Raw genomic sequence first — 21,003 nt, forward strand, 5'->3', positions numbered from 1 at the left:
ATCACGACGGGTGGCGATCCCGTGGCTCACTCGGGACGCCGCGGAGGTACGCGTCGCGGAACGAGTTCCCGGCTCGCCCTCGGGGTGTACCAGGCCACGACATCGGTGGTGGCGCGTCGCGGTCGGCGCTCGGCTCAATAGGCTGTCGTCCGTGACGCTCGCGAACATCCCGCCCGCCCCGGAGCTCCCCGGCGCCCGCCACCTGCACTCCGGCAAGGTCCGTGATCTCTACGAGCTCACCGAGGGCCCCCACGCCGGCAAGCTGCTGATGGTCGCCAGTGACCGGCTGTCGATCTTCGACTTCGTGCTGGAGACGACGATCCCGGACAAGGGCGAGATCCTCACCCGGATGTCGCTGTGGTGGTTCGACCAGCTGGCCGACCTCGTGCCAAACCACGTCGTCTCGACCGACGTACCCGCGGCCGTCCGCGGCCGAGCCGTCGTCTGCGAGCGGCTCGACATGTTCCCCGTCGAGTGCGTCGCCCGCGGCTATCTGACCGGCTCCGGGCTGCTCGACTACCGGGCAACTGGCGAGGTGTGCGGCATTGCCCTGCCGGACGGGCTCGAGGACGGCAGCCGGCTCCCGGAGCCGATCTTCACCCCCGCGACCAAGGCCGAGCTCGGGGACCACGACGAGAACGTCTCGTACGACGCAGTGGTCGCCACCGTCGGCGCCGACGACGCAGCCGCACTGCGCGACCTGACCCTCCGGGTGTACGCCCGGGCCGAGGAGGTGGCCCGCGAGCGCGGGATCATCCTCGCCGACACCAAGCTCGAGTTCGGCGTGGTCCCCGACGCCCGAGGCGGGATCGTCCTCGCCGACGAGGTGCTCACGCCCGACTCCTCGCGGTACTGGCCCGCCGACGACTGGCGGCCGGGCCGCGCCCAGCCGTCGTACGACAAGCAGATCGTGCGCAACTGGGCGCTCTCCCCGGAGAGCGGCTGGGACAAGGCGTCGGGCGAGGCGCCGCCGTCGCTGCCGGCCGAGGTCGTCGAGCGCACCCGCAGCCGGTACGTCGAGGCCTACGAGCGGCTCACGGGCGAGCGGTTCTGACAGCGTCCGGGTTGAGCCCGCGCACAAGGGCCCGGAGGTGGGATTGGTCCCGTGACCAGTGACCACGGTCACGAGCGGCAAGTAGGTTGTGCCGCATGACGAACCTCGCCGCGTTCCTCGAGAACAGTGCCCAGAGCTACCCCGACCGCACGGCCATCGTCTTCGGGGACACCCGCCTGTCGTACCCGCAGGTCAACGGCGCGGCCAACCAGGTCGCGAACCTCCTGGTCTCCCGCGGCATCAAGCCCGGCGACAAGGTCGCGCTCAGCTGCCCCAACCTGCCGTACTTCTCGATCGTCTACTACGGCATCCTCAAGGCCGGCGCCACGGTCGTGCCGCTCAACGTCCTGCTCAAGGGGCGCGAGGTCGCCTACCACCTCGGGGACTCCGACGCGAAGGCGTACTTCGCCTTCCAGGGCACCCCGGAGCTGCCCATCGGCGCCGAGGCGTGGGCCGGCTTCCAGGAGGCCGACGGCTGCGAGCACTTCTTCGTCATCACCGCCGACCCCGCCGCCCCGTCGCCGATCGAGGGCACCGAGACCCTGGGCCAGGGACTGGCCGGCCAGGCTCCGTCCTTCGACACCGTCGAGGTGGACGACGACGACACCGCCGTCATCCTCTACACCTCCGGCACCACCGGGCAGCCCAAGGGCGCCGAGCTGCGGCACCGCAACATGCGTGACAACGCGCTGGCGGGCGAGGAGCTCTTCGGCGCGGACCCGGCCGACCCGGACACCTACCTGTGCGTGCTCCCGTTGTTCCACTCCTTCGGCCAGACCGTCATCCAGAACGGCGGCTTCGCCTTCGGCGGGACCGTCGTCATGCTTCCGCGCTTCGAGGCCGCCCCCGCGATCGGCCTGATGCTGAAGGAGAAGGTCACCTTCTTCGCCGGCGTCCCCACGATGTACTGGGGCCTGCTCAACGCCCTCGACGACACGGTGGACGTCAAGGCGCTCGCCGAGAGCCTGCGGGTCGCGGTCGCCGGCGGTGCGGCGCTGCCGGTCGAGGTGCACCACCAGTTCGAGGAGCGCTTCGGTGTGGTCATCCTCGAGGGCTACGGCCTCTCCGAGACCTCGCCCGTCGCCAGCTTCTCGCGGCTCGGCTCGCCCGTGCGGGTCGGCTCGATCGGGACGCCCATCCCGGGCGTGGAGATGAAGCTCATCGACCCCGACGGCTGGGACGAGATCACCGACCCCGATGGCATCGGCGAGATCGCGATCAAGGGCCACAACATCATGAAGGGCTACTACAAGCGCCCCGAGGCCACCGCCGAGGCGATCAACGACGAGGGCTGGTTCCGCTCGGGCGACCTCGGTCGCAAGGACGCCGACGGCTGGTACTACATCGTCGACCGCTCCAAGGACATGATCATCCGCGGCGGCTTCAACGTGTACCCCCGGGAGATCGAGGAGGTCCTCCTCACCCACCCGGCGGTCTCGCTCGCGGCGGTCATCGGCGTACCCCACGACAGCCACGGCGAGGAGATCAAGGCGTTCGTCATCCTCAAGCCCGGCGCCAGCGCCACCTCGGACGAGATCGTGGCGTGGAGCAAGGAGCAGATGGCGGCGTACAAGTACCCCCGGATCGTGGAGATCGTCGAGAGCCTCCCGATGACCGCGACCGGGAAGATCCTCAAGCGCGAGCTGAGCTGATCGGGTCGAGGTGTGAGCCCTGGCCGCCCTCGTGGCACCAGGGCTCACACCTCGCGCCACCACACCTCACACCTCGCGCCACCACACCTCACACCTCGCGCCACCACACCTCACACCTCGCGCCACCACACCTCACACCTCGCGCCACCAAGCCTCACACCTCGTGGGGCGGCGAGGTCAGGCGAAGGGGTTGGGCAGGGCGCCGGGGAGCTTCGCGAGGGTCTCGCGGGCTTGGGCGGCGACCTTGTGCTCGACGAGGACCTCGTAGCGGGTGGCCACGACGGAGCTGACCGAGGAGAAGTCCCGGTGGCCGCGGGTGAGGCCGTAGCCGGCGAGGGCGAAGATCACGCCGAAGGCGACGCCGAGCAGCACCGTCGACAGGATGATCGGCAGGGTGTCGCCGGTGCCGAAGAAGCTGAACAGGACGCCGACGAACAGGCCGAACCACAGCCCGCTCATCGCGCCGCCGGCCGCGACCCGGCCGCTGGTCAGCCGGCCCGTGATCCGCTCGACCTGCTTGAGATCGGTGCCGACGATCATGCAGTTCTGCACCGGGAAGCCCTCGTCGGAGAGGAAGTCGACGGTGCGCTGCGCAGTCGCGTAGTCGTCGTACACCGCCAGGGACTGGGGGAACTCGAGCGCCAGCAGGGCGCGCCCGGGAGTGCCGGGGGTCGGGTTGCTCATTTCCCCAGTCTGCCCCTCGTCCACGAGGGGCCCGCGGAATCGGCCGCGACCGCGCCGGCCACTAGACTGCGGGCCGTGGCCCGAGTCGTCGTAGCTGTCATGCCGAAGCCCGAGATCCTCGACCCCCAGGGGAAGGCCGTCCAGGGCGCGCTGCCCCGGCTGGGCTTCACCGGCGTGACCGACGTCCGCCAGGGCAAGCGGTTCGAGATCGAGCTCGAGGGCGAGGTCACCGACGCGCTGCTCGCCGAGGTCGAGAAGATGGCCGAGACGCTGCTGTCCAACCCGGTCATCGAGAACTACACCGTGAGCGTGGAGCAGTGAAGGTCGGCGTCGTCACCTTCCCGGGCTCGCTCGACGACGTCGACGCGCGGCGCGCGGTCCGCATCGGCGGCAACGAGGCCGTCGCACTCTGGCACGGAGACGCCGATCTGCACGGCGTCGACGCCGTCGTCCTGCCCGGAGGCTTCTCGTACGGCGACTACCTGCGCTGCGGCGCCATCTCCCGGTTCGCGCCGGTGATGGAGAAGGTCGTCGAGGCCGCCCAGGCCGGCATGCCCGTGCTCGGCATCTGCAACGGCTTCCAGATCCTCTGCGAGTCGCACCTCCTGCCCGGTGCGCTGATCCGCAACGACCACCGCAAGTTCGTGTGCCGCGACCAGCTGCTGCGCATCGAGAACAACCGCACCCCGTGGACCTCCGCCTATGCGCAGGGCCAGGAGGTCCGGATCGTCCTCAAGAACGGCGAGGGCGGCTTCGTCGCCGACGCCGAGACGCTGGCACGGATCGAGGGCGACGGCCAGGTCGTGGCCCGCTATCTCGAGGACAACCCCAACGGCTCGCTCAACGACATCGCCGGCGTGTCCAACCAGCGCGGCAACGTCGTCGGCCTGATGCCGCACCCCGAGCACGCCGTCGAGGAGCTCACCGGCAGCGGCCTCGACGGGCTCGGCTTCTTCACCTCGCTCGTCGAGGCGAGCTTCGCCTGACGCTCGGGACCGTCCCGGCCCCGGACCCGCCCCAGTGGGGCCCGGAGCCGGGAGCCGCCTCAGCTCCCGGTGGGAGTGAGACGGCGGTTGAGCCCGGCGCGCCCGACGGCGTACGAGCCGCACGCGGCCAGCACGACGCCGATGACAGGCGGCACGCCGAACTCGGTCTCCTTGGCGACCCACGCCACGCCGCTGGCGAGTGCGTAGACCGCGAGGTTGGGGATGTTGAGTGCGGGCAGCTGCTCGCCCTCGGGCATCCCGCCCCGGCGCCACCGGGCGAAGTAGTCGCCGATCACGACACCGCCGAGCGGCGGGATGAACACGCCGAGCAGGACCAGGTAGTCGACCAGATGGTTCTGCACGCCGACGAGGGCCAGCACGGTGCCGATGATCGAGCCGCCGACGACGAAGGGGGTCTTCGAGGGCTTCTCGAAGAGCTCGGCCCCGGCGACGCCGAAGGCGTACGCCGTGTCCGCGTTGGACTTCCACAGGTTGCCGAACAGCAGCACCAGTCCCCACACGACGAGCCCGAGGTCGTAGAGCACGAGCACGAAGTCGCCCTGCCCGAAGGTCATCGCGCCGGTCGCTCCGAAGAAGATCATCAGACCGTTGCCGATGAGGAAGCCGATCACGCAGGCGAGCAGCGCCTGGCTGCCGGTGCGGGCGAACCGGGTCCAGTTCGGTGCCTGGGTGCCGGCGGAGACGAAGGTGCCGACCACGGTGGTGATCGCGACGGCCATGGTCATCGAGCCGTTCGGCTCGACGTCGGCCAGGCCGGACCAGCCGCCGACCTCCTCCAGCGAGCGGAAGAGCACCCAGAAGGCGAGGATCAGGATCAGCGGGGTCGAGATCGCGGAGACCCAGTACATGCCGCGGTAGCCGTAGCAGGCGGTCAGGCACATGAGCACGCTCGTCGCGATCATCACCGCGGCCTTGGCCGCGTCGGACTCCCACTCGAAGGCCTGCGCCGTCAGGTCGCCGATGGTGCCGATGACCACCCCGTACCACCCGATCTGGGTGCCGCCCAGCAGGATCGAGCCGAGCTTGCTGCCGCGGTGGCCGAGCACGTAGCGGGCCATCACCACCGTGGTGAGCCCGGTGTGTGCGCCGATCCAGCCGAGCACGGCGACATAGGTCCCGAGGATGAGCGAGCCGAGCAGGATCACCCGCACCAGCTCGCCCAGCGCGAACGCCGAGCCGAGCTGAGCGCCCGCGAGCATCGTCGGGGTGAAGACGGTGAAGCCGAGGAGCACGACCGCGAGGGAGACGAACGACTTGCGGGCGTGGGCCGGGACCGGGGTGACGGGGTAGTCGGGGTCGACCACGGCGGCATCGTCGGCGGCCTGCACCGCCGGCGAGGTGCTCACGACTCCTCCCCGATGTCCTCGGCCCACAGGTCCGGCTTCTCGCGCATCATCGTCGCCATCAGGTCCTTGCAGGCCGGGTCGTCGACCACGTCGACGACCACCCCGCGCGAGCGCAGCCACGACTCGGAGGCCTCGAAGCTCACGTTCTCGCCCACGACGATGCGCGGGATGTCGTAGAGCACCGAGGTTCCCGCGCACATGAAGCAGGGGGACAGGGTCGTGTAGAGCGTGCTCGCGCGGTAGACCTTCGCCGGCAGCCGCCCGGCGTTCTCGATGCAGTCCGTCTCCCCGTGCCGGATGGCGGAGCCCAGCTGGACCCGGCGGTTGCGGCCGACGGCGAGCACCTCGCCCTCGTGGACGAGGGCGGCACCGATCGGGATCCCGCCCTCCTCCCAGCCGGTCCGGGCCTGCTCGATCGCGAGGTCGAGGAACCTGCGGTCGTCGTCGGTGATCATGGGGCCTCCGCATGTGATGTGAGGGTGTGTGTCGGGGCTCACATCACCAGAGGCACTGGTGCGCGACAAGGGACATACTGTCCGGCATGAAGCACGAGTGCGGGGACGGAGCGTCCTGATGGGAGCAAGTCTCGCCGAGGTACTGGCCCTCCCGTCGTTCCGTGCTGCCAGCACGGAGGTGCTGCACGGGGAGCCCGAGCGGGTGCAGGTGCGCTGGGTGCACTCCTCGGAGGTCTTCGAGATGGGCGCGCTGCTGGCCGGGGGAGAGGTGCTCCTCACCACCGGGCTCGGCCTGCACGGACGCACCGCCGACCACCTCGCGTCGTACGTCGACCAGCTGGCCGACGCCGGCGTCGCGGCGCTGGCGCTGGAGCTGGGCCGGACCTTCTTCGCGGTCCCCGACCCGATCCTGGCGGCGGCCCGACGCCGGGACCTGGCGCTGCTGGCGTTCCCGACGATGGTGCCCTTCGAGCGGATGGTCGAGGACTTCCACGAGCTCCTGGTGCGTCGCCGCGTCGCGTCGGGCGGGGACGCGGGCGACGCCGGCTGGCGGGCGCTGACCCAGGTGGTGATCGAGGGACGCGGGCTGCGGGCGCTCCTCGACGAGGTCTCGCGCCTGGCCGGCTGCGCTGTCGAGCTGCGGGACCCCGACGGCCAGACCGTCGAGCGGAGCCGGATCGCGTCGGTGGCGAGGGAGGACGGCGTCGCGACCGCGGTCCGCGGCCCGGCCGGCCCGGTCGGCACGCTGCGGCTGCTCGGCGAGGAGAGCGCGGAGCTGGTCCGCCTGGCGGAGGTCGCGGGACACGCGGTCGCGCTCGAGGTGGGGCGCGGAAGCGGCGCCGGCCACCGCCCGGGGCCGGCGCAGTCCCTCGTCTCCGACCTGGTCGCGGGGGTCGTGGTCTCCCGGGCCGACGTCCTGCACCGGCTCTCCGCTCTGGGCTGGCCGCCCCAGGACGGGCGGCACCTCGTCGTCGCGGCGCTCGAGGTGGACGCTGCCGTCCCGCTGACGGACGCGGTGGCGGCCACCGAGGCGGTCTTCCACGAGGACGAGCGTGGCGACCCGGCCGTGCTCGTCGGCGTCAGCGGAGGTCATGTCGTCGTGGTGCACCGGGGCGGCCGGCGGCCGGTGCCGGCACAGGTCCGCGACGAGCTGACCGCGGCCCGGGAGCGCCTGGCCGCCCGGCTGCCGGGTCGAGTGCTCGTCGCGGCGGTCACGCCGCTCGCCGACCCGGGCGACCTCGCTGCGGCCGTGGGCCGGGCCCGGCAGGTGCTGCGCACGGCGCGGCGCTACGGGCGCCGTGAGGGCGTCGTGATGGAGCGCGACGTCGCGGCGCACCGGCTGGTCTCCTCGTCGGTGGACCCGGTGGTGATGAGGGCGTTCGTGCGGGAGCAGATCGGCCCGCTCATCGACCACGACCGTGAGCACCGCAGCGAGCTGCTGCGCACCCTCGACGCCTATCTCGCCTGCTCGCTGTCGAAGGCGCGCACCGCCGCCGTGCTGGGGATCCGGCGCCAGTCGCTCTACGACCGGCTGGCACGGATCGAGCGACTGCTCGGCGTCTCGCTCGAGGAGCCCGACCACCGCACCGGCCTCGGCATCGCACTGCTGGGCTGGCGGATGCGGACCGGTCTCGACCCGCAGGTCGGCTTCGGAGGCTGACCTGCGGGCCGGGCGGCGTCGACCGACGTCAGGATCCGGAGGCCAGCAGCGACGCCCAGTTCTTCTTGGTCCACTTGTCCTTGACCGTCTGCCCGGCGCGCGCCTGCCAGGCGTGGATCCCCGCCTTCAGCCGCTTGTTGTACTTCTTCGACATCTTGCCGGCGTAGAGCCCGCGCTCCTGCAGCAGGCACTTCAGCGCTCGGACCTGCTTGGGCTTGGCCTTGGTCGGGGTGATCTTCTTGTACTTCGCCAAGGTGACCTTGACTCCGCCGCAGCGCAGGGTGGAGTCGCCGAGCTCGAGCCAGTTGCGGTCGATGTTGATCGTCACGCCGCCCCAGGTCTCGTTGTGGCCGCCCTGGTACTGCTTCATCCGGTTGCCCGGTCGCCAGCCGTCCTCGGCGATGTAGCTCGTCGAGGTGTTCGCCTGGCCGTCCCAGCGGGCGATCCAGATCCGGTCCGGGAGGACGACGTCCGCGCGGCCCTGCTGGCGGGCGTCGTCGAGGATCTTGATGCCGGACCCGGCGCTGGAGTACACCCCGGAGACGTAGCCGAGCTGCCGGGCACGCGTGGTCCAGGCGCTCAGGAAGGCGAGGGCCGACTCGCGGCAGGTGGCGTTCTTGTAGCTCGACCAGCCCTCGAGGTCGTACCACAGCGTGCTGCCGGGCACGATCCCCAGCGCCCGCGCCGCGGCCACGGCGCTGTCGGCCTCGGCGCTGCCCTGGGCGCGGGCGGCCGCATAGCCGCCGGTGGCGTCGTTGCTGATCGTCGGGTCGATCGAGGCGCCGTAGCGCGGGAACCTGCCGACGCACGTCGACTGGGGGCCGAGGGTGATCGGCAGGATGCGCCAGCCCTTGGCGAGCTGGGTGGAGACCCAGGTGGGCGTCAGGTTCTTCTGCGTCTTGCAGAAGCGCGAGGCCCCCGAGATGTAGACGCCGACGGCCCGGAACGGCGAGTGGGCCAGCCAGGCGTCCATCTTGCGCTGCGACTGGGTCTCGCACTGGTCGAAGCCGTAGCCGGTGAAGTTGCCAGGGGTGACCGGGTTGGTCGAGGTCGCGGCCAGGTCGACCGGGGTCTCGGTCTCGGGCTCGGTGGTCGGCCGGAGCGGGCCGAGCGGGCCGGTCAGGGCGAGCGCCAGGAGGACGACGAGGACGCCGGCGGTGGCCCCCGCGAGGCGAACGCGGAGTCGTCGGCGAGACCGGGGACGGGAGGACAGGGCGGGCCGCGAAGGCATCTCGGACTCCAGGGGAAGAGGGGTCGGCGGGCGAGGAAGCCGAGTCACGATAACCACAAGATTCACACGAGTAACAGGCCTCGGCGTGAACTACAGATCTGTAATTCTCGACCGCCCTCGTCGGGTGAGCCGGTGACCTTGCGGGTGGGCGCCTCTTCGGCGGGTGCCGCCGGCGCGAAGGTCGACGCCCTGGTCGCGGTCTTCCCTCGCGCCGGTGACTGCGCGGTGGTGCCCGATCCCAAGTCGGCCCGGGTGCGGGCGCGCTGGTGCCGGGACGGCATCGCGTCGGTGTACCACGCGCAGTGGCGCGACTGGGAGGCGATGGACGCCAACTACCGGGACCGGGCGGAGCGGGACCGTGCGTACCGCTCCGACCTGACGTCGGCCTGGGTGGAGCTCACACCGGTCGACCGCGAGCACTGCCGGCGCAAGCTCGCCCTCTGGTACGCCGACCGCGCGGCGCCGTACTCGGTCACGGTGTGCGGTGACAGCGAGCAAGGGGTCATCGACGCGCTCGACGACCTCGACCTGCCGTCCGTCGACGACGTGAGAGGCGTCCCACGGAGCTGAGCCGAAGCGGGCGATCGGGCCGGTCGCGGATACCCTTGGGGCCGTGGCCGACACCGCTTCCGCACCCGCACGTCCCGCCCTCGACACCGTGGCCGTCGCGGCCGGTGATCCCGACCGGGAGCAGCCCTGGTCCGAGCTGGGCCTGAAGGCCGACGAGTACGCGCGGATCCGCGAGATCCTGGGCCGCCGGCCCACCGGCGCGGAGCTGGCGATGTACTCGGTCATGTGGAGCGAGCACTGCTCCTACAAGTCGTCCAAGGTGCACCTGCGGCAGTTCGGTGAGCTCGCCCAGGAGACCCCGATCGGCCCGATGCTGGCCGGCATCGGCGAGAACGCCGGCGTGGTCGACATCGGCCAGGGATACGCGGTCAGCTTCAAGGTCGAGAGCCACAACCACCCGTCGTACGTCGAGCCCTACCAGGGCGCCGCGACCGGCGTCGGCGGCATCGTCCGCGACATCATCGCGATGGGCGCCCGGCCGATCGCGGTCATGGACCCGCTGCGCTTCGGCCCGCTGGACGCCGACGACACCCACCGGGTGCTGCCCGGGATCGTCGCCGGCGTCGGCGGCTACGGCAACTGCCTCGGCCTGCCCAACATCGGGGGCGAGGCCGTCTTCGACGAGACCTATCTCGGCAACCCCCTCGTCAACGCCCTGTGCGTCGGCGTCCTGCGCCACGAGGACCTCCACCTCGCCAAGGCGTCCGGAGCCGGCAACCTCGTCGTCCTCTACGGCGCCCGCACGGGCGGCGACGGCATCGGCGGCGTCTCGGTGCTGGCCTCCGAGACGTTCGACGCCGACGGCCCGGCGAAGCGCCCCAGCGTGCAGGTCGGTGACCCGTTCATGGAGAAGCTGCTCATCGAGTGCACCCTCGAGCTGTTCCAGGCCGGCGTGGTCGCCGGCATCCAGGACCTCGGCGGCGCCGGTCTGTCCTGCGCGACCTCCGAGCTCGCGTCGGCCGGGGACGGCGGCATGAAGGTCGCTCTCGACAAGGTGCCGCTGCGCGACTCGACCCTCTCGCCCGAGGAGATCCTCATGAGCGAGAGCCAGGAGCGGATGATGGCGATCGTGGAGCCGGGCGACATCGACGCCTTCCTCGCGATCACCACCAAGTGGGACGTCGAGGCCTCGGTCATCGGCGAGGTCACCGAGACGGGTCGGCTGGTCATCGACTGGCACGGCGAGACCGTCGTCGACGTACCGCCCCGGACCGTGGCCCACGACGGCCCGGTCTACCAGCGCCCGTTCGCCCGCCCCGCCTGGCAGGACGCCCTGCAGGCCGACGGCGCGGAGAGGCTGGCGCGACCCGAGGGCGGCGCCGCGCTGCTCGAGACGCTGAAGACGCTCGTCGCGAGCCCCAACCTGTGCGACAAGTCGTGGATCACCGACCAGTACGACCGCTACGTGCAGGGGAACACCGTCCTCGCGCAGCCCGCCGACTCCGGCATGGTCCGCGTCGACGAGGAGACCCACCTCGGCGTGTCCGTCGCCACCGACTGCAACGGGCGCTTCGCCAAGCTCGACCCGTACGCCGGCGCCCAGCTCGCGCTCGCCGAGGCCTACCGCAACGTCGCCACGGGCGGCGCGATGCCCCTCGCCGTCAGCGACTGCCTCAACTTCGGCTCGCCGGAGGACCCCGACGTGATGTGGCAGTTCGCCGAGGCCTGCCGCGGCCTCAAGGACGGGTGCGCCGAGCTCGGGATCCCGGTCACCGGAGGCAACGTGAGCCTCTACAACCAGACCGGCGAGACCGCGATCCTGCCGACGCCCGTCGTCGCGGTGCTCGGCGTCATCGACGACGTACGCCGGCGCACGCCGTCGTCGTTCCAGGCCGCCGGCGAGCGCGTCGTGCTGCTCGGCACGACCCGCGAGGAGCTGTCCGGCTCGGAGTGGGCTCACGTCGTGCACGGTCACCTCGGCGGGCTGCCGCCGCAGGTCGACCTCCGCGCCGAGCGCAACCTGGCCCGGCTGCTCAAGGATCTCGTCGGCGTGGCCACCAGCGCGCACGACCTCTCCGACGGCGGCCTCGCCCAGGCGCTCGCCGAGGCGGCGATGGTGGGTGGCATCGGGGCCCGGGTCAGCCTGGAGGGCGACGCCTTCGTCGAGCTGTTCTCGGAGTCCGCGGCGCGCGCCGTGGTGACCGTCGCCGACGGCGACCTCGACGAGCTGCGCGCGCTGTGCGCCCGCCACGACGTCGCGATGACCGAGCTCGGCACCACGGGCGGCGACACGCTTGCGGTGGAGGGTCAGTTCGAGGTCCCGCTCGCCGAGCTGCGCGAGGCGTGGAGCGCGACGCTGCCGAACGCCCTGGCCTGACCGGCCTGACCGGCCTGACCGGCCCGCCCGCTACTTCAGCCTGGCCTTTGCGGTGACGGACAGGTCGAGGGAGTCCTCGTGCTCGCCCCCGCCGAACGCGGTGGCGAGGAGCAGACCGTAGTCCTGCTCGATGGTGAGCGCCTTGGGTGCCTTGCCCGCGACGTCGAAGACGACGTGGAACTCGGCGGTGCAGCTGGCGTTGGCGGCCGGGTCCGGGCAGGTCGTGTTGGCCTCGTCCTGGAGCACCTCGCTCGCCTCGGTCGAGCCCAGCCGGTAGCTGCTCTCGACGCTGGCCGCGTAGTAGACGGCCCCCGACTTCAGGTCGTCGGCGATCTCGTTCCAGCGGCCCAGGGTCGTCCGCACGGTCACCACCAGCCAGCTGTGGCCGTCCTCCGCCCACGCGTCCCCGGCGTACGGCAGCCGGACCGGCCGGGTCACGCCGCAGGTGAACTCGGGCGGGCGCAAGGTCGTGCGGCCGTACGCGACGTCGGGCTCGCACGGGAACCGCTTCGCCTTCGGCTTGGCCAGGTCGTACAGATCCGCGGCACGGCCCGGCTCGACCTCGCCACTGGAGAGGTCCACCTGCTGGGCGACGCCGTCGAAGTCGACCTTCAGCTGCGGGTCGTCGCCCTTCCCCGAGACCAGGACGTAGAACGACTCGGCTCCCTCGCCGCTCGCCTCAGGGGCGGGCAGCCGGTACGACGCACCGTCGGCCACCAGGTCGATGACCGGGCTCGCGTCGGTGTCCAGGTAGGCCGACAGCTCGCCGAAGGTCGCCGCGTCGTACTGCCAGGTCATGGGGACGAACACGCTGCCGTCGGGTGCCTCGAGCCTCTCGAGCTGGCGGGTGTCGGAGGCCGAGATCTCCCTGACGGCCGCTCCGGTGGTGACCTCCAGCCGCCCGATCGGCAGGGCCACGGTCGACTCGACCCCCTGGTCGGCGAACTGCGCGTCCTCGCGCGCGGGCACCACGTCGCCCACCTCGACGCCACCGCCCCCACCCCCGCACGAGACGAGAGCGGGGGCGAGCAGGAGGAGACCGAGCACGGTCGCGGAGCAACGACGGGGGCGCATGGGCTCCATTGTGGAGGGCGAGCCCACCCGCCGTTCGCGGGACTCCGGAACGGGCCGGGCCAGCCTGGTCCTAGGGTCGGGTGCACCACGCCCCGCCCGTCAGGAGGATCCGATGCCCGCCCGCCTCAAGCTCGCACCGCCCGAGGACGTCGCCGCGGCCGTGGCCCGGGTCGACGCGGGCACCGCCGAGCGTGCGGACCTGCGCCTGCTCACCAAGCACTTCCTGGCGGTCCTCGAGACCCGGGCGCCGGGGCGCTCGGTGGAGGTGCGCGTGCCGCCGTACGCGGCCGTGCAGGTGGTCGAGGGAGTCCGGCACACGCGCGGCACGCCGCCCGCCGTCGTCGAGACCGACGCCGTGACGTGGATCGACCTCGCGACCGGGCGGCTCGCGTGGGTGGACGCCGTCGCGGAGGGAAGGGTGCAGGCGAGTGGTGAGCGGACCGACCTGACCAGGTACCTTCCGCTGGGGTGAGGCGACATGGCGTCGCGTTGACAGGCGCCGACGTCGACGGACATCATCGCGGCGGTCCGCAGTCGGCCGTCGAGCGCGCGGGGACGGTCTCGGGGAAGAGGGGCAAGGGTGGACATCTGGGAGGTCGACGGGGGCGAGACCTCCGGCGTGGGACTGCTGGAGGACGGCAGCCCCGATCCGGCCTACGCGGAGGCGTTGGGGCTCGTCACGGCGCCGCCCCGCCGCCGTGCCCTGGCCGCGGCCGTGGACATCGGCGCCCACGTGCTCCTGCAGCTGCCGTTCTGGATCTGGACCGCGCCGCTGCTGATGAAGCTGCTGCGCGACCGGATCACGTGGTTCGGCTTCGTCAACCACCCGGACCACTTCATGGCCGTCCTCATGGGGGGCATCAGCCTCGGGCTGACCACGGTCTACGCGCTGGTCCAGCTCATCCTGCACGGTCGCCGCGGACTCACCCTCGGCAAGGGCGTGATCGGGCTCCGCTCGGTCAACGTCAAGACGCTGGAGCGACCGGGGATCGGCCGGGTGATGCTTCGCGCACTCGTGGTGTGGGGACCGCTCTTCGTGCCCATCGCGACCATCGCCTTCCTCGCCTCCCCGCTCTTCGACAAGGACGGCCGGGGTCGCGGCTGGCACGACCGGATCGGTGCCACCTGGCTCGTCGACGTCCGCGCCGGGCTGAACCCGTACGACGAGAAGCGGATGCGCATCGCGCGCAAGACCGTCGCGGCGGTCCCGCGGACCGAGCGCCCTCCCCTGCCCTCGCTCACCGGCACCGGTGGCGCGCCCGCGCTGCTCGACTTCCGGCCGAGCGAGCGCCTGAGCGCCGGCGTCCTCGGCGACGCCGAGCTCACCCCGCGCGCGCCGAGCGCAGGCAACCAGGCCGGCGGGGCGCTGGCCACGCGCTCGGACGACACCACGGCGGGCATGCCGGCGAGCCACGCCTCCCAGCCGCGCCGGGCGGTGCCCACCTCGTTGCAGGATCCTCTTCCTCCCGCTCCCCAGGCGGCTCCGCCCGTTCCCGCCGCACCGGCCGCTCCGGCGGCGCCCGCCGCGCCGACGCCGGCCGCCCCGACGCCGGCCGCAGCGCCCACGCCTGCCGCGGCGCGGTTTGTGCTGGCCTTCGACACCGGCCAGGAGGTCGTCGTCGACGGGCTCCTGCTGCTGGGCCGGAACCCCCAGTCGACGGACCCGTCGATGCGTGCCGTCGCCATCACCGACGAGGAGTACTCGGTGTCCAAGACACACCTGACCGTCCGGCCGACCGCGCAGGGCGTCGAGCTGACCGACCGCGGGTCGAGCAACGGCACGACCCTGACCCGCCAGGGCGTGCGCACCGCACTCGTCGCCGGGCAGGCGGTCCTGGCGCAGCCGGGCGACACGATCCAGGTCGGCCAGCGTGCGGCGCAGGTGAGGCTCGGATGACGACGCGACCGACGCGAGGGGCTGACGCATGAAGGTCAAGCTCACCCTCCTGCGGCCGGAGGCGGAGGCGGTCGACGTGGTCGTCACCGTGGACTCGACGGCGACCGCCCAGGACGTCGCCCGCCACATCGCGGAGGTCGACCCTGCCCAGCGCATCGAGGCAGGACCCGACGACGTGCTGACCCTCGCGGTCGCGGCGCCGAACGTCGACCGCCTCGTCCCGGTCGAGGCCAGCGTCCCGATCGGCGAGGCGCCGATCGGGTCGGGATTCCAGGCGCAGGTCGTGAACCTCGGGCCGGGCGGCTCCGCCGGTGGGCGGCACCGCGCCGGCGAGGTCGTCGGCGCTCTGCACGCGACGGACGGCCCGCTGCGCGGCCAGGAGTTCCCGCTGCACGTGGGCCACGCGTCGCTCGGCCGCGGCGTCGAGAACGACATCGTCATGGCCGACTGGATGATCTCCAAGCGGCACGCCCGCATCGAGGTCGGCAGCAGCGTCGAGCTGGTCGACCTCAACTCGGCAAACGGCGTCCTCGTCGACGGTGCCTACGTCCAGCGGTGGAAGGTGGTGCCCGGCAAGCCGTTCGTCATCGGCGGCACCACGCTCGTGATGAGCCTCTCCCCGAACTTCGCCGCGGCCGTGCCCGACCCCGTGCTGGAGAAGGGCGGCGGACTCCGGTTCAACCGCAGCCCGCGCGTCGAGATGCGCTATCCGGGGACGAAGTTCAAGGCGCCGGTCCTGCCGAAGGAGCGCCAGAAGAAGATCTTCCCGTGGGTGATGCTCGTCGCCCCGATCCTCATGGCCGCCGCGATGTACCTCATGAACGGCAACCCGCGGTCGCTGCTGATGATGGGCATGACGCCGCTCATGGCGTTCGGCAACTACATGAACCAGCGGACCCAGACCGGCGGTCAGGACCAGCACCAGTTCAAGCTGTTCGAGCGGCAGTTCGAGGAGCTCGAGGAGAAGTTCTACTACGCAAAGCCGGAGGAGGAGATCGCCCGCAACGCAGAGGTCCCCGCCGTGGTGGAGGTCTTCGAGCAGGCGATGCGCCTGGGCCCGATGCTGTGGACGCGTCGCCCGGAGCACTGGAACTTCCTCGCGCTGCGCCTGGGCTCGGGTCGCGCGCCCTCCCGCAACTACATCGAGGACGGCTCGGAGGCGGCCGACGGCCTGCCGGAGTACGTCGCCCGGGTCGAGAAGCTGCGCGAGCGGGTCAAGTACGTCGACGACGTACCGATCGTCGAGACCTTCGCGAGCGCAGGGTCGATCGGCGTCGCCGGGCAGCGGACGGCCGCCGCGGACGCGATGCGGGGCCTCGCGGTCCAGATCTTCGGGCTGCACGCCCCCAACGACGTGGTCACCGTGGCCTTCACCGGCTCCGACTGGGCCCCCGAGCTGGAGTGGCTCAAGTGGCTGCCCCACACCACCAGCGAGACCAGCCCCTTCCGCGACATGGCCCTCGCCGACTCCGCGCCCGCGGCCGCCAGCCTCCTGGGCGCGCTCGAGGCCCATCTGGCGCAGGTTGGCAAGCCGGTCGAGCCGCGCGGTCCCTACTCGGAGACCTGGAACCCGATGCTCTTCGGCACCGACGTCAAGCGCGCCGGCTCCGAGGACGAGACCCAGCGCGACGTCTCGGTCATCGTGTTCGTCACCGACGACGCCCCGGTCGACCGCGCGCGCCTGGTGTCCGTGCTGGAGCGGGGCCCGGACTCGGGCGTCCACGCGGTCTTCGTGGGCCGTGCGGTCGAAGGCCTCCCGGCGTCCTGCCGCAGCTACATCGACGTCGGCAACGGCCTGCACGGCGCCCGGGTGGGACTGGTGCGCAACGGCGAGCAGCACGAGTCGGTCGCGCTCGAGGGCGTGTCGAACGACTACATGCAGATGTTCGCGCGCCATCTCGCGCCGGTGGTCGACGCCAGCGTGGTCGTGCACGACTCCTCCGACATCCCGACCTCGGTCTCCTTCCTCACCCTGGTCGGACCCGAGGTGGCCGACGACCCCGAGTCCGTCGTCGAGCGCTGGCGGCAGAACAACACGATCGTCGACCGGTCCAGCTCGCCGCGGCCGCGGCTGAAGAAGGCAGGCGGCCTGCGCGCCATCGTCGGCCAGGGCGCGAGCGACGCGATGACCCTCGACCTGCGCTCCCAGGGGCCGCACGCCCTCGTCGGCGGTACGACCGGTGCCGGCAAGTCCGAGTTCCTCCAGGCGTGGGTGCTCGGCATGGCCTCCGCCCACAGCCCGGACCGGGTGACCTTCCTGTTCGTCGACTACAAGGGCGGTTCGGCGTTCGCGGACTGCGTCGAGCTCCCGCACTGCGTGGGTCTCGTCACCGACCTCAGCCCCCACCTGGTGCGCCGGGCGCTCACCAGCCTGCGCGCCGAGCTGCACCGTCGCGAGCACCTGTTCAACCGCAAGAAGGTCAAGGACCTGCTGGAGCTCGAGAAGCGCCAGGACCCGGAGACCCCGCCCGCGCTGGTGCTGGTGATCGACGAGTTCGCCGCGCTCGCCGGCGAGGTCCCCGAGTTCGTCGACGGCGTCGTCGACATCGCCCAGCGCGGGCGCTCGCTGGGGATCCACCTGATCATGGCGACCCAGCGCCCCGCCGGCGTCATCAAGGACAACCTGCGCGCCAACACCAACCTGCGCGTCGCGCTGCGCATGGCCGACGAGAACGACTCGATCGACGTCGTGGACGACCCGGTGGCGGCGAGCTTCCCCGCCTCGCTGCCGGGCCGGGCCATCGCGAAGACCGGCCACGGGCGCCTCGTGCCCTTCCAGTCGGCGTACGCCGGCGGCTGGACCGGGGAGGAGCAGGAGCGCGCCGAGATCATGGTGTCCGAGCTGCGCTTCGGCGCCGCGCCGGTGTGGGAGCCGCCGGGCGACCAGCACGAGTCGGACTTCCACGACGAGGACCTCGGCCTCAACGACCAGAAGCGGATCGTCGAGAACCTCACCCGCGCGGCCCGGCTCGCGCGGATCCTCAAGCCTCGTCGTCCGTGGCTCGACGAGCTCCCCGAGATCGTCGACGTGGGCAGTCTGCCCAACGAGGGCGACAGCCGGATCCCGTTCGCGCTGGTCGACGTACCGGAGAGCCAGAGTCAGGACGCGGTCGTCTTCGACGCCGACCGGGACGGCTCGATGGTCGTCTACGGCACCTCCGGGTCCGGCAAGACCACCCTGCTGCGGACCCTCGCCGCGGCCGCCGGCATGCGACCGGAGGTCAGCCCGGTCAACGTGTACTGCCTCGACTTCGCCTCGGGCGGGCTCGCGGTCCTGGCCCGCCTGCCGCACGTCGGCTCGATCGTCGACGGCGACGACACCGAGCGCATCCAGCGTCTGCTGCTGACCCTCGACAAGGAGATGGACAAGCGGTCGGCCGCCTTCACCGCGGTGAACGCCGCGGACCTGTCGCAGTACCGCCGGATCAAGGACCCCGGGATGCCGCGGATCCTGGTGCTGATCGACAACTTCGCCGAGTTCAAGAAGGACTGGGAGTACGCGCCCGGCCGGCAGCTCGCCTACCGCGCCTTCGTGCGGATCATGGTTGAGGGCCGCCAGCTCGGCATCCACACCATCATGACCGCCGACCGCGCCAACGCGATCCCGACGGCGATCGCGGCGAACATCCAGCGCCGCATCGTGCTGCGCCTCTCGGATGCGAACCAGTACATGATGATCGGCGCGCCGAAGGACATCCTGGACGACCAGGCGGCTCCCGGACGCGCGATCATCGACAAGCACGAGGCGCAGGTCGCGGTGGTCGGCGGCAGCTCGAACACCGCCGAGCAGGCGCAGGCGCTGGACGTTCTCGCCGCTCGGCTCCGCGAGGCCGGCGTGGCCGACCTCCCGGAGATCGGCGCACTGCCCACCAAGGCGCCGATCGCGTCCCTGCCGGCCGTCGTGAACGGCCAGCCCCTGCTCGGCCTCGCCGACGACACGCTCGCGCCTTGCGGCTTCGAGCCGATCGGCATCTTCGTGGTCACCGGTCCGCCCTCCTCGGGCAAGACGAACATGCTCAAGTCGATGATCACGTCGCTGGAGCGCTTCGACCCCGGCGTCCAGCTCTACCACTTCGGTGGCCGCCGCGCAGAGCTGCGGGACTTCCGCCCGTGGGTGAAGAGCGCCAGCCGGGAGGACGACGCCAAGGAGCTGGCGACCGAGCTCGCCGCGCTGCTCGTCGACGACGCCCACCAGGGCCGGATCATGATCGTGGTCGAGGACGTGCCGCACCTCGGCGACGGTGCGGCGGAGCGTGCGGTGCGGCAGATGTTCAAGGCCGTCCGTGACAGCGACCACCTGCTCGTCGGCGACGCGGACGTCAGCCGCGCGACCGCCGGGGTCGGCGTCATGGGCGACTGGAAGTCGAACCGGCAGGGCATCGTGTTCAAGCCGGACACCTACGACGGCGACGCCATCTTCAAGACGCCCTTCGGCAAGGTGAAGCGCGCCGACTTCCCGCAGGGGCGCGGCATCTTCGTCCAGGCGGGGCGCGCCTTCATGATCCAGGCGCCGCTCGTGGAATGACGCTCGTGGAGTGAACAGAACGTCCCGGTCCGGAAGCTCTTGAAGGATCGGGGTTTGGGTGTCTCGTCGTGGGGAAGTCAGATCTCGGCGGTCGCGGGATGCCCTGGATCGCAACGATGATCCCCGGTTCGGTCAACTGACCGTCGGGACCTGATGAGAAGGGAAACTTCGGTGGCAGACCAAGAGCTTACTTTCGACGACATCGACTCGGCGGCGGACAAGCTGGAGACCGGCAAGGAGGACCTCGCGAGCCTCCTCACCGAGCTGCGCAGCCTGGTCCAGGAGCTGACCGACAGCAGCTTCAAGACCGAGGCGGCCTCGGTCGCCTTCCTCGACTCCTACGAGGAGCTCAGCGACGGCCTGGAGACCGCCCTCGAGGCGATCCCGGCGGCCGCGACGGCGCTGCGGCAGATGAAGACGGCGTTCCAGGACACCGACTCGGGCCTGGCGTCCTCCTGACCCTGGTGGTCTCCTGCGTCGGGCCCGATGGCTGTGCCATCGGGCCCGACGCAGATCTCGTACGGGCAGACGAATGATGAGGCGTGAGTGATGGCCAAGAGCTACTGGTACGACGTCGGGTCGGGTCAGGTGATCCAGGCCGACAGCCGTGAGGGCGACGGATGGCTCGGACCCTTCGGCACCGCGGACGAGGCCGAGGAGGCGCCGGCGACCTTCATCGCCCACGCGCAGGCCTGGCTCGACAGCGAGGAGGGCCAGCGCTACCTGGAGATGGCGAAGGACGAGTACGGCGAGCTGTCCACGGACGGGCAGCTCTAGCCGTCGGTGCCGACCTTCGGCGGACCGACCTGGAAGGAAGAACCCACATGGCAGTGATGCTGCCGGACAACCTGATCTGGATCCTGGACAAGCTGGGTCTGGAATGGCCGGACATCAACGAGGACGAGGTCCACAAGGCCGCCGACCTCACGCGGACGTTCCGCGACGATCTCGAGGCGCTCATCCAGCAGATGGATACCAAGATCGTCACCGACCTGGCGGCCGGGGTGCGCAGCAGGAGCGGGGAGGCCTACCTCGCCGCGTGGAACGTCAACCGCTCGCAGAACATGCAGAAGCTGCTCGACAGCCTCGACCCGATCGCCATGGGCATCGACGGTGCCGGCTACGTCGTGACCGGCCTCAAGGTGAAGTTCCTCGCCCAGCTGGCGTTCACGCTGGCGACCCTGGTGCCGCTGCTCGCTCTCGGCCCCCTCGGGGCCGCGGCCGCCGCCGCCCGGATGATCGCGACGAAGGTCGCAACGGGGATCCTCGTCGACCTCGCCGTCTCGGGCGTCATCGAGGCCGTCGACGGCCCCGTCATCGAGATGCTCAAGGACGTCATCCCCGGAGCCATGCAGATGATCCTGGACGCTCCGATCGTCGAGGACACCGGCGCCGACCTCGGCGAGATCTACTTCGACTTCCAGGTGATGGAGCAGGCCGAGGCCGACATGAACCAGCATGCCGGCGACGCCGAGTCCATCATCACCCAGTTCATGACCGACATCGCCGACCTGCACATCACGGAGTAGCC

The 21,003-nt window shown here is 71.4% G+C and carries 18 protein-coding genes; 13 read left to right on the forward strand and 5 right to left on the reverse strand.

The genetic code is table 11. From position 1 onward, the window contains the following. Positions 1 to 151 precede the first annotated feature (151 nt). Together ACJ5H2_RS02535 and ACJ5H2_RS02540 are read left to right on the forward strand one after the other, a co-directional pair. Positions 152 to 1,054 carry a phosphoribosylaminoimidazolesuccinocarboxamide synthase gene (locus ACJ5H2_RS02535; RefSeq protein ID WP_408897993.1) on the forward strand — a complete coding sequence of 301 codons (903 nt, stop codon included), beginning with the start codon at positions 152 to 154 and terminating at the stop codon, positions 1,052 to 1,054. A gap of 95 nt (positions 1,055 to 1,149) precedes the next feature. Beyond that, complete coding sequence (locus ACJ5H2_RS02540) at positions 1,150 to 2,706, forward strand: long-chain-fatty-acid--CoA ligase (protein ID WP_408897994.1); 1,557 nt, start codon at positions 1,150 to 1,152, stop codon at positions 2,704 to 2,706. Between the two features lie 177 nt (positions 2,707 to 2,883). On the opposite strand, the gene ACJ5H2_RS02545 is transcribed toward ACJ5H2_RS02540, so the two are convergent. Next, on the reverse strand, positions 2,884 to 3,390 hold the full coding sequence (locus ACJ5H2_RS02545; protein WP_408897995.1) for a general stress protein: 507 nt from the start codon (positions 3,388 to 3,390) through the stop codon (positions 2,884 to 2,886). 75 nt (positions 3,391 to 3,465) lie between these two features. On the opposite strand from ACJ5H2_RS02545, the gene purS reads away from it, so the two are divergent. Together purS and purQ are read left to right on the forward strand one after the other, a co-directional pair. Continuing rightward, complete coding sequence (purS, locus tag ACJ5H2_RS02550; protein ID WP_139621271.1) at positions 3,466 to 3,711, forward strand: phosphoribosylformylglycinamidine synthase subunit PurS; 246 nt, start codon at positions 3,466 to 3,468, stop codon at positions 3,709 to 3,711. Continuing rightward, entirely contained in the window at positions 3,708 to 4,376 is a 669-nt protein-coding gene (gene purQ / locus ACJ5H2_RS02555) for a phosphoribosylformylglycinamidine synthase subunit PurQ (RefSeq protein WP_408897996.1), read from the forward strand. The genes purS and purQ overlap by 4 nt, the downstream gene beginning before the upstream one ends. Before the next feature lie 59 nt (positions 4,377 to 4,435). On the opposite strand, the gene codB is transcribed toward purQ, so the two are convergent. Together codB and ACJ5H2_RS02565 are read right to left on the reverse strand one after the other, a co-directional pair. Next, entirely contained in the window at positions 4,436 to 5,743 is a 1,308-nt protein-coding gene (codB, locus tag ACJ5H2_RS02560; protein WP_408897997.1) for a cytosine permease, read from the reverse strand. After that, positions 5,740 to 6,198 carry a nucleoside deaminase gene (locus tag ACJ5H2_RS02565; RefSeq protein ID WP_408897998.1) on the reverse strand — a complete coding sequence of 153 codons (459 nt, stop codon included), beginning with the start codon at positions 6,196 to 6,198 and terminating at the stop codon, positions 5,740 to 5,742. Before ACJ5H2_RS02565 ends, codB begins: the two co-directional genes overlap by 4 nt. A gap of 118 nt (positions 6,199 to 6,316) precedes the next feature. Between ACJ5H2_RS02565 and ACJ5H2_RS02570 the strand changes: the two genes are divergently transcribed. After that, positions 6,317 to 7,858, forward strand: a complete 1,542-nt coding sequence (locus tag ACJ5H2_RS02570) for a PucR family transcriptional regulator (protein WP_408897999.1) — start codon at positions 6,317 to 6,319, stop codon at positions 7,856 to 7,858. A 28-nt stretch (positions 7,859 to 7,886) separates the two neighbouring features. Here ACJ5H2_RS02570 and ACJ5H2_RS02575 read toward each other — a convergent pair whose 3' ends face one another. Next, complete coding sequence (locus ACJ5H2_RS02575) at positions 7,887 to 9,089, reverse strand: glycoside hydrolase domain-containing protein (RefSeq protein WP_408898000.1); 1,203 nt, start codon at positions 9,087 to 9,089, stop codon at positions 7,887 to 7,889. A 132-nt stretch (positions 9,090 to 9,221) separates the two neighbouring features. Here ACJ5H2_RS02575 and ACJ5H2_RS02580 point away from each other — a divergent pair, with 132 nt between their 5' ends. Together ACJ5H2_RS02580 and purL are read left to right on the forward strand one after the other, a co-directional pair. Then, a complete protein-coding gene (locus ACJ5H2_RS02580) occupies positions 9,222 to 9,659 on the forward strand; it encodes a hypothetical protein (protein WP_408898001.1) in 438 nt (145 codons plus the stop codon). A gap of 43 nt (positions 9,660 to 9,702) precedes the next feature. Continuing rightward, entirely contained in the window at positions 9,703 to 11,976 is a 2,274-nt protein-coding gene (purL, locus tag ACJ5H2_RS02585; protein WP_408898002.1) for a phosphoribosylformylglycinamidine synthase subunit PurL, read from the forward strand. A gap of 30 nt (positions 11,977 to 12,006) precedes the next feature. On the opposite strand, the gene ACJ5H2_RS02590 is transcribed toward purL, so the two are convergent. Next, entirely contained in the window at positions 12,007 to 13,050 is a 1,044-nt protein-coding gene (locus ACJ5H2_RS02590) for a hypothetical protein (protein WP_408898003.1), read from the reverse strand. Positions 13,051 to 13,162: 112 nt separating this feature from the next. Here ACJ5H2_RS02590 and ACJ5H2_RS02595 point away from each other — a divergent pair, with 112 nt between their 5' ends. From ACJ5H2_RS02595 to ACJ5H2_RS02620, 6 genes are all read left to right on the forward strand, one after another. Then, entirely contained in the window at positions 13,163 to 13,522 is a 360-nt protein-coding gene (locus ACJ5H2_RS02595; RefSeq protein WP_408898004.1) for a sterol carrier family protein, read from the forward strand. Between the two features lie 108 nt (positions 13,523 to 13,630). Continuing rightward, a complete protein-coding gene (locus tag ACJ5H2_RS02600; protein WP_408898005.1) occupies positions 13,631 to 14,947 on the forward strand; it encodes an RDD family protein in 1,317 nt (438 codons plus the stop codon). A 28-nt stretch (positions 14,948 to 14,975) separates the two neighbouring features. Then, positions 14,976 to 19,472: an FtsK/SpoIIIE domain-containing protein gene (locus tag ACJ5H2_RS02605; RefSeq protein ID WP_408898006.1), complete on the forward strand. Its 4,497-nt coding sequence runs from the start codon at positions 14,976 to 14,978 to the stop codon at positions 19,470 to 19,472. Positions 19,473 to 19,643: 171 nt separating this feature from the next. Then, entirely contained in the window at positions 19,644 to 19,931 is a 288-nt protein-coding gene (locus tag ACJ5H2_RS02610) for a WXG100 family type VII secretion target (protein ID WP_408898007.1), read from the forward strand. A 90-nt stretch (positions 19,932 to 20,021) separates the two neighbouring features. Beyond that, positions 20,022 to 20,249: a hypothetical protein gene (locus ACJ5H2_RS02615; RefSeq protein ID WP_408898008.1), complete on the forward strand. Its 228-nt coding sequence runs from the start codon at positions 20,022 to 20,024 to the stop codon at positions 20,247 to 20,249. A 47-nt stretch (positions 20,250 to 20,296) separates the two neighbouring features. Continuing rightward, positions 20,297 to 21,001, forward strand: coding sequence for a hypothetical protein (locus tag ACJ5H2_RS02620; protein WP_408898009.1), 705 nt, complete (start codon positions 20,297 to 20,299; stop codon positions 20,999 to 21,001). The last annotated feature ends 2 nt before the right edge of the window (positions 21,002 to 21,003 follow it).

This window comes from Nocardioides pymetrozini (genome assembly GCF_046058985.1).
Taxonomy (GTDB): domain Bacteria; phylum Actinomycetota; class Actinomycetes; order Propionibacteriales; family Nocardioidaceae; genus Nocardioides.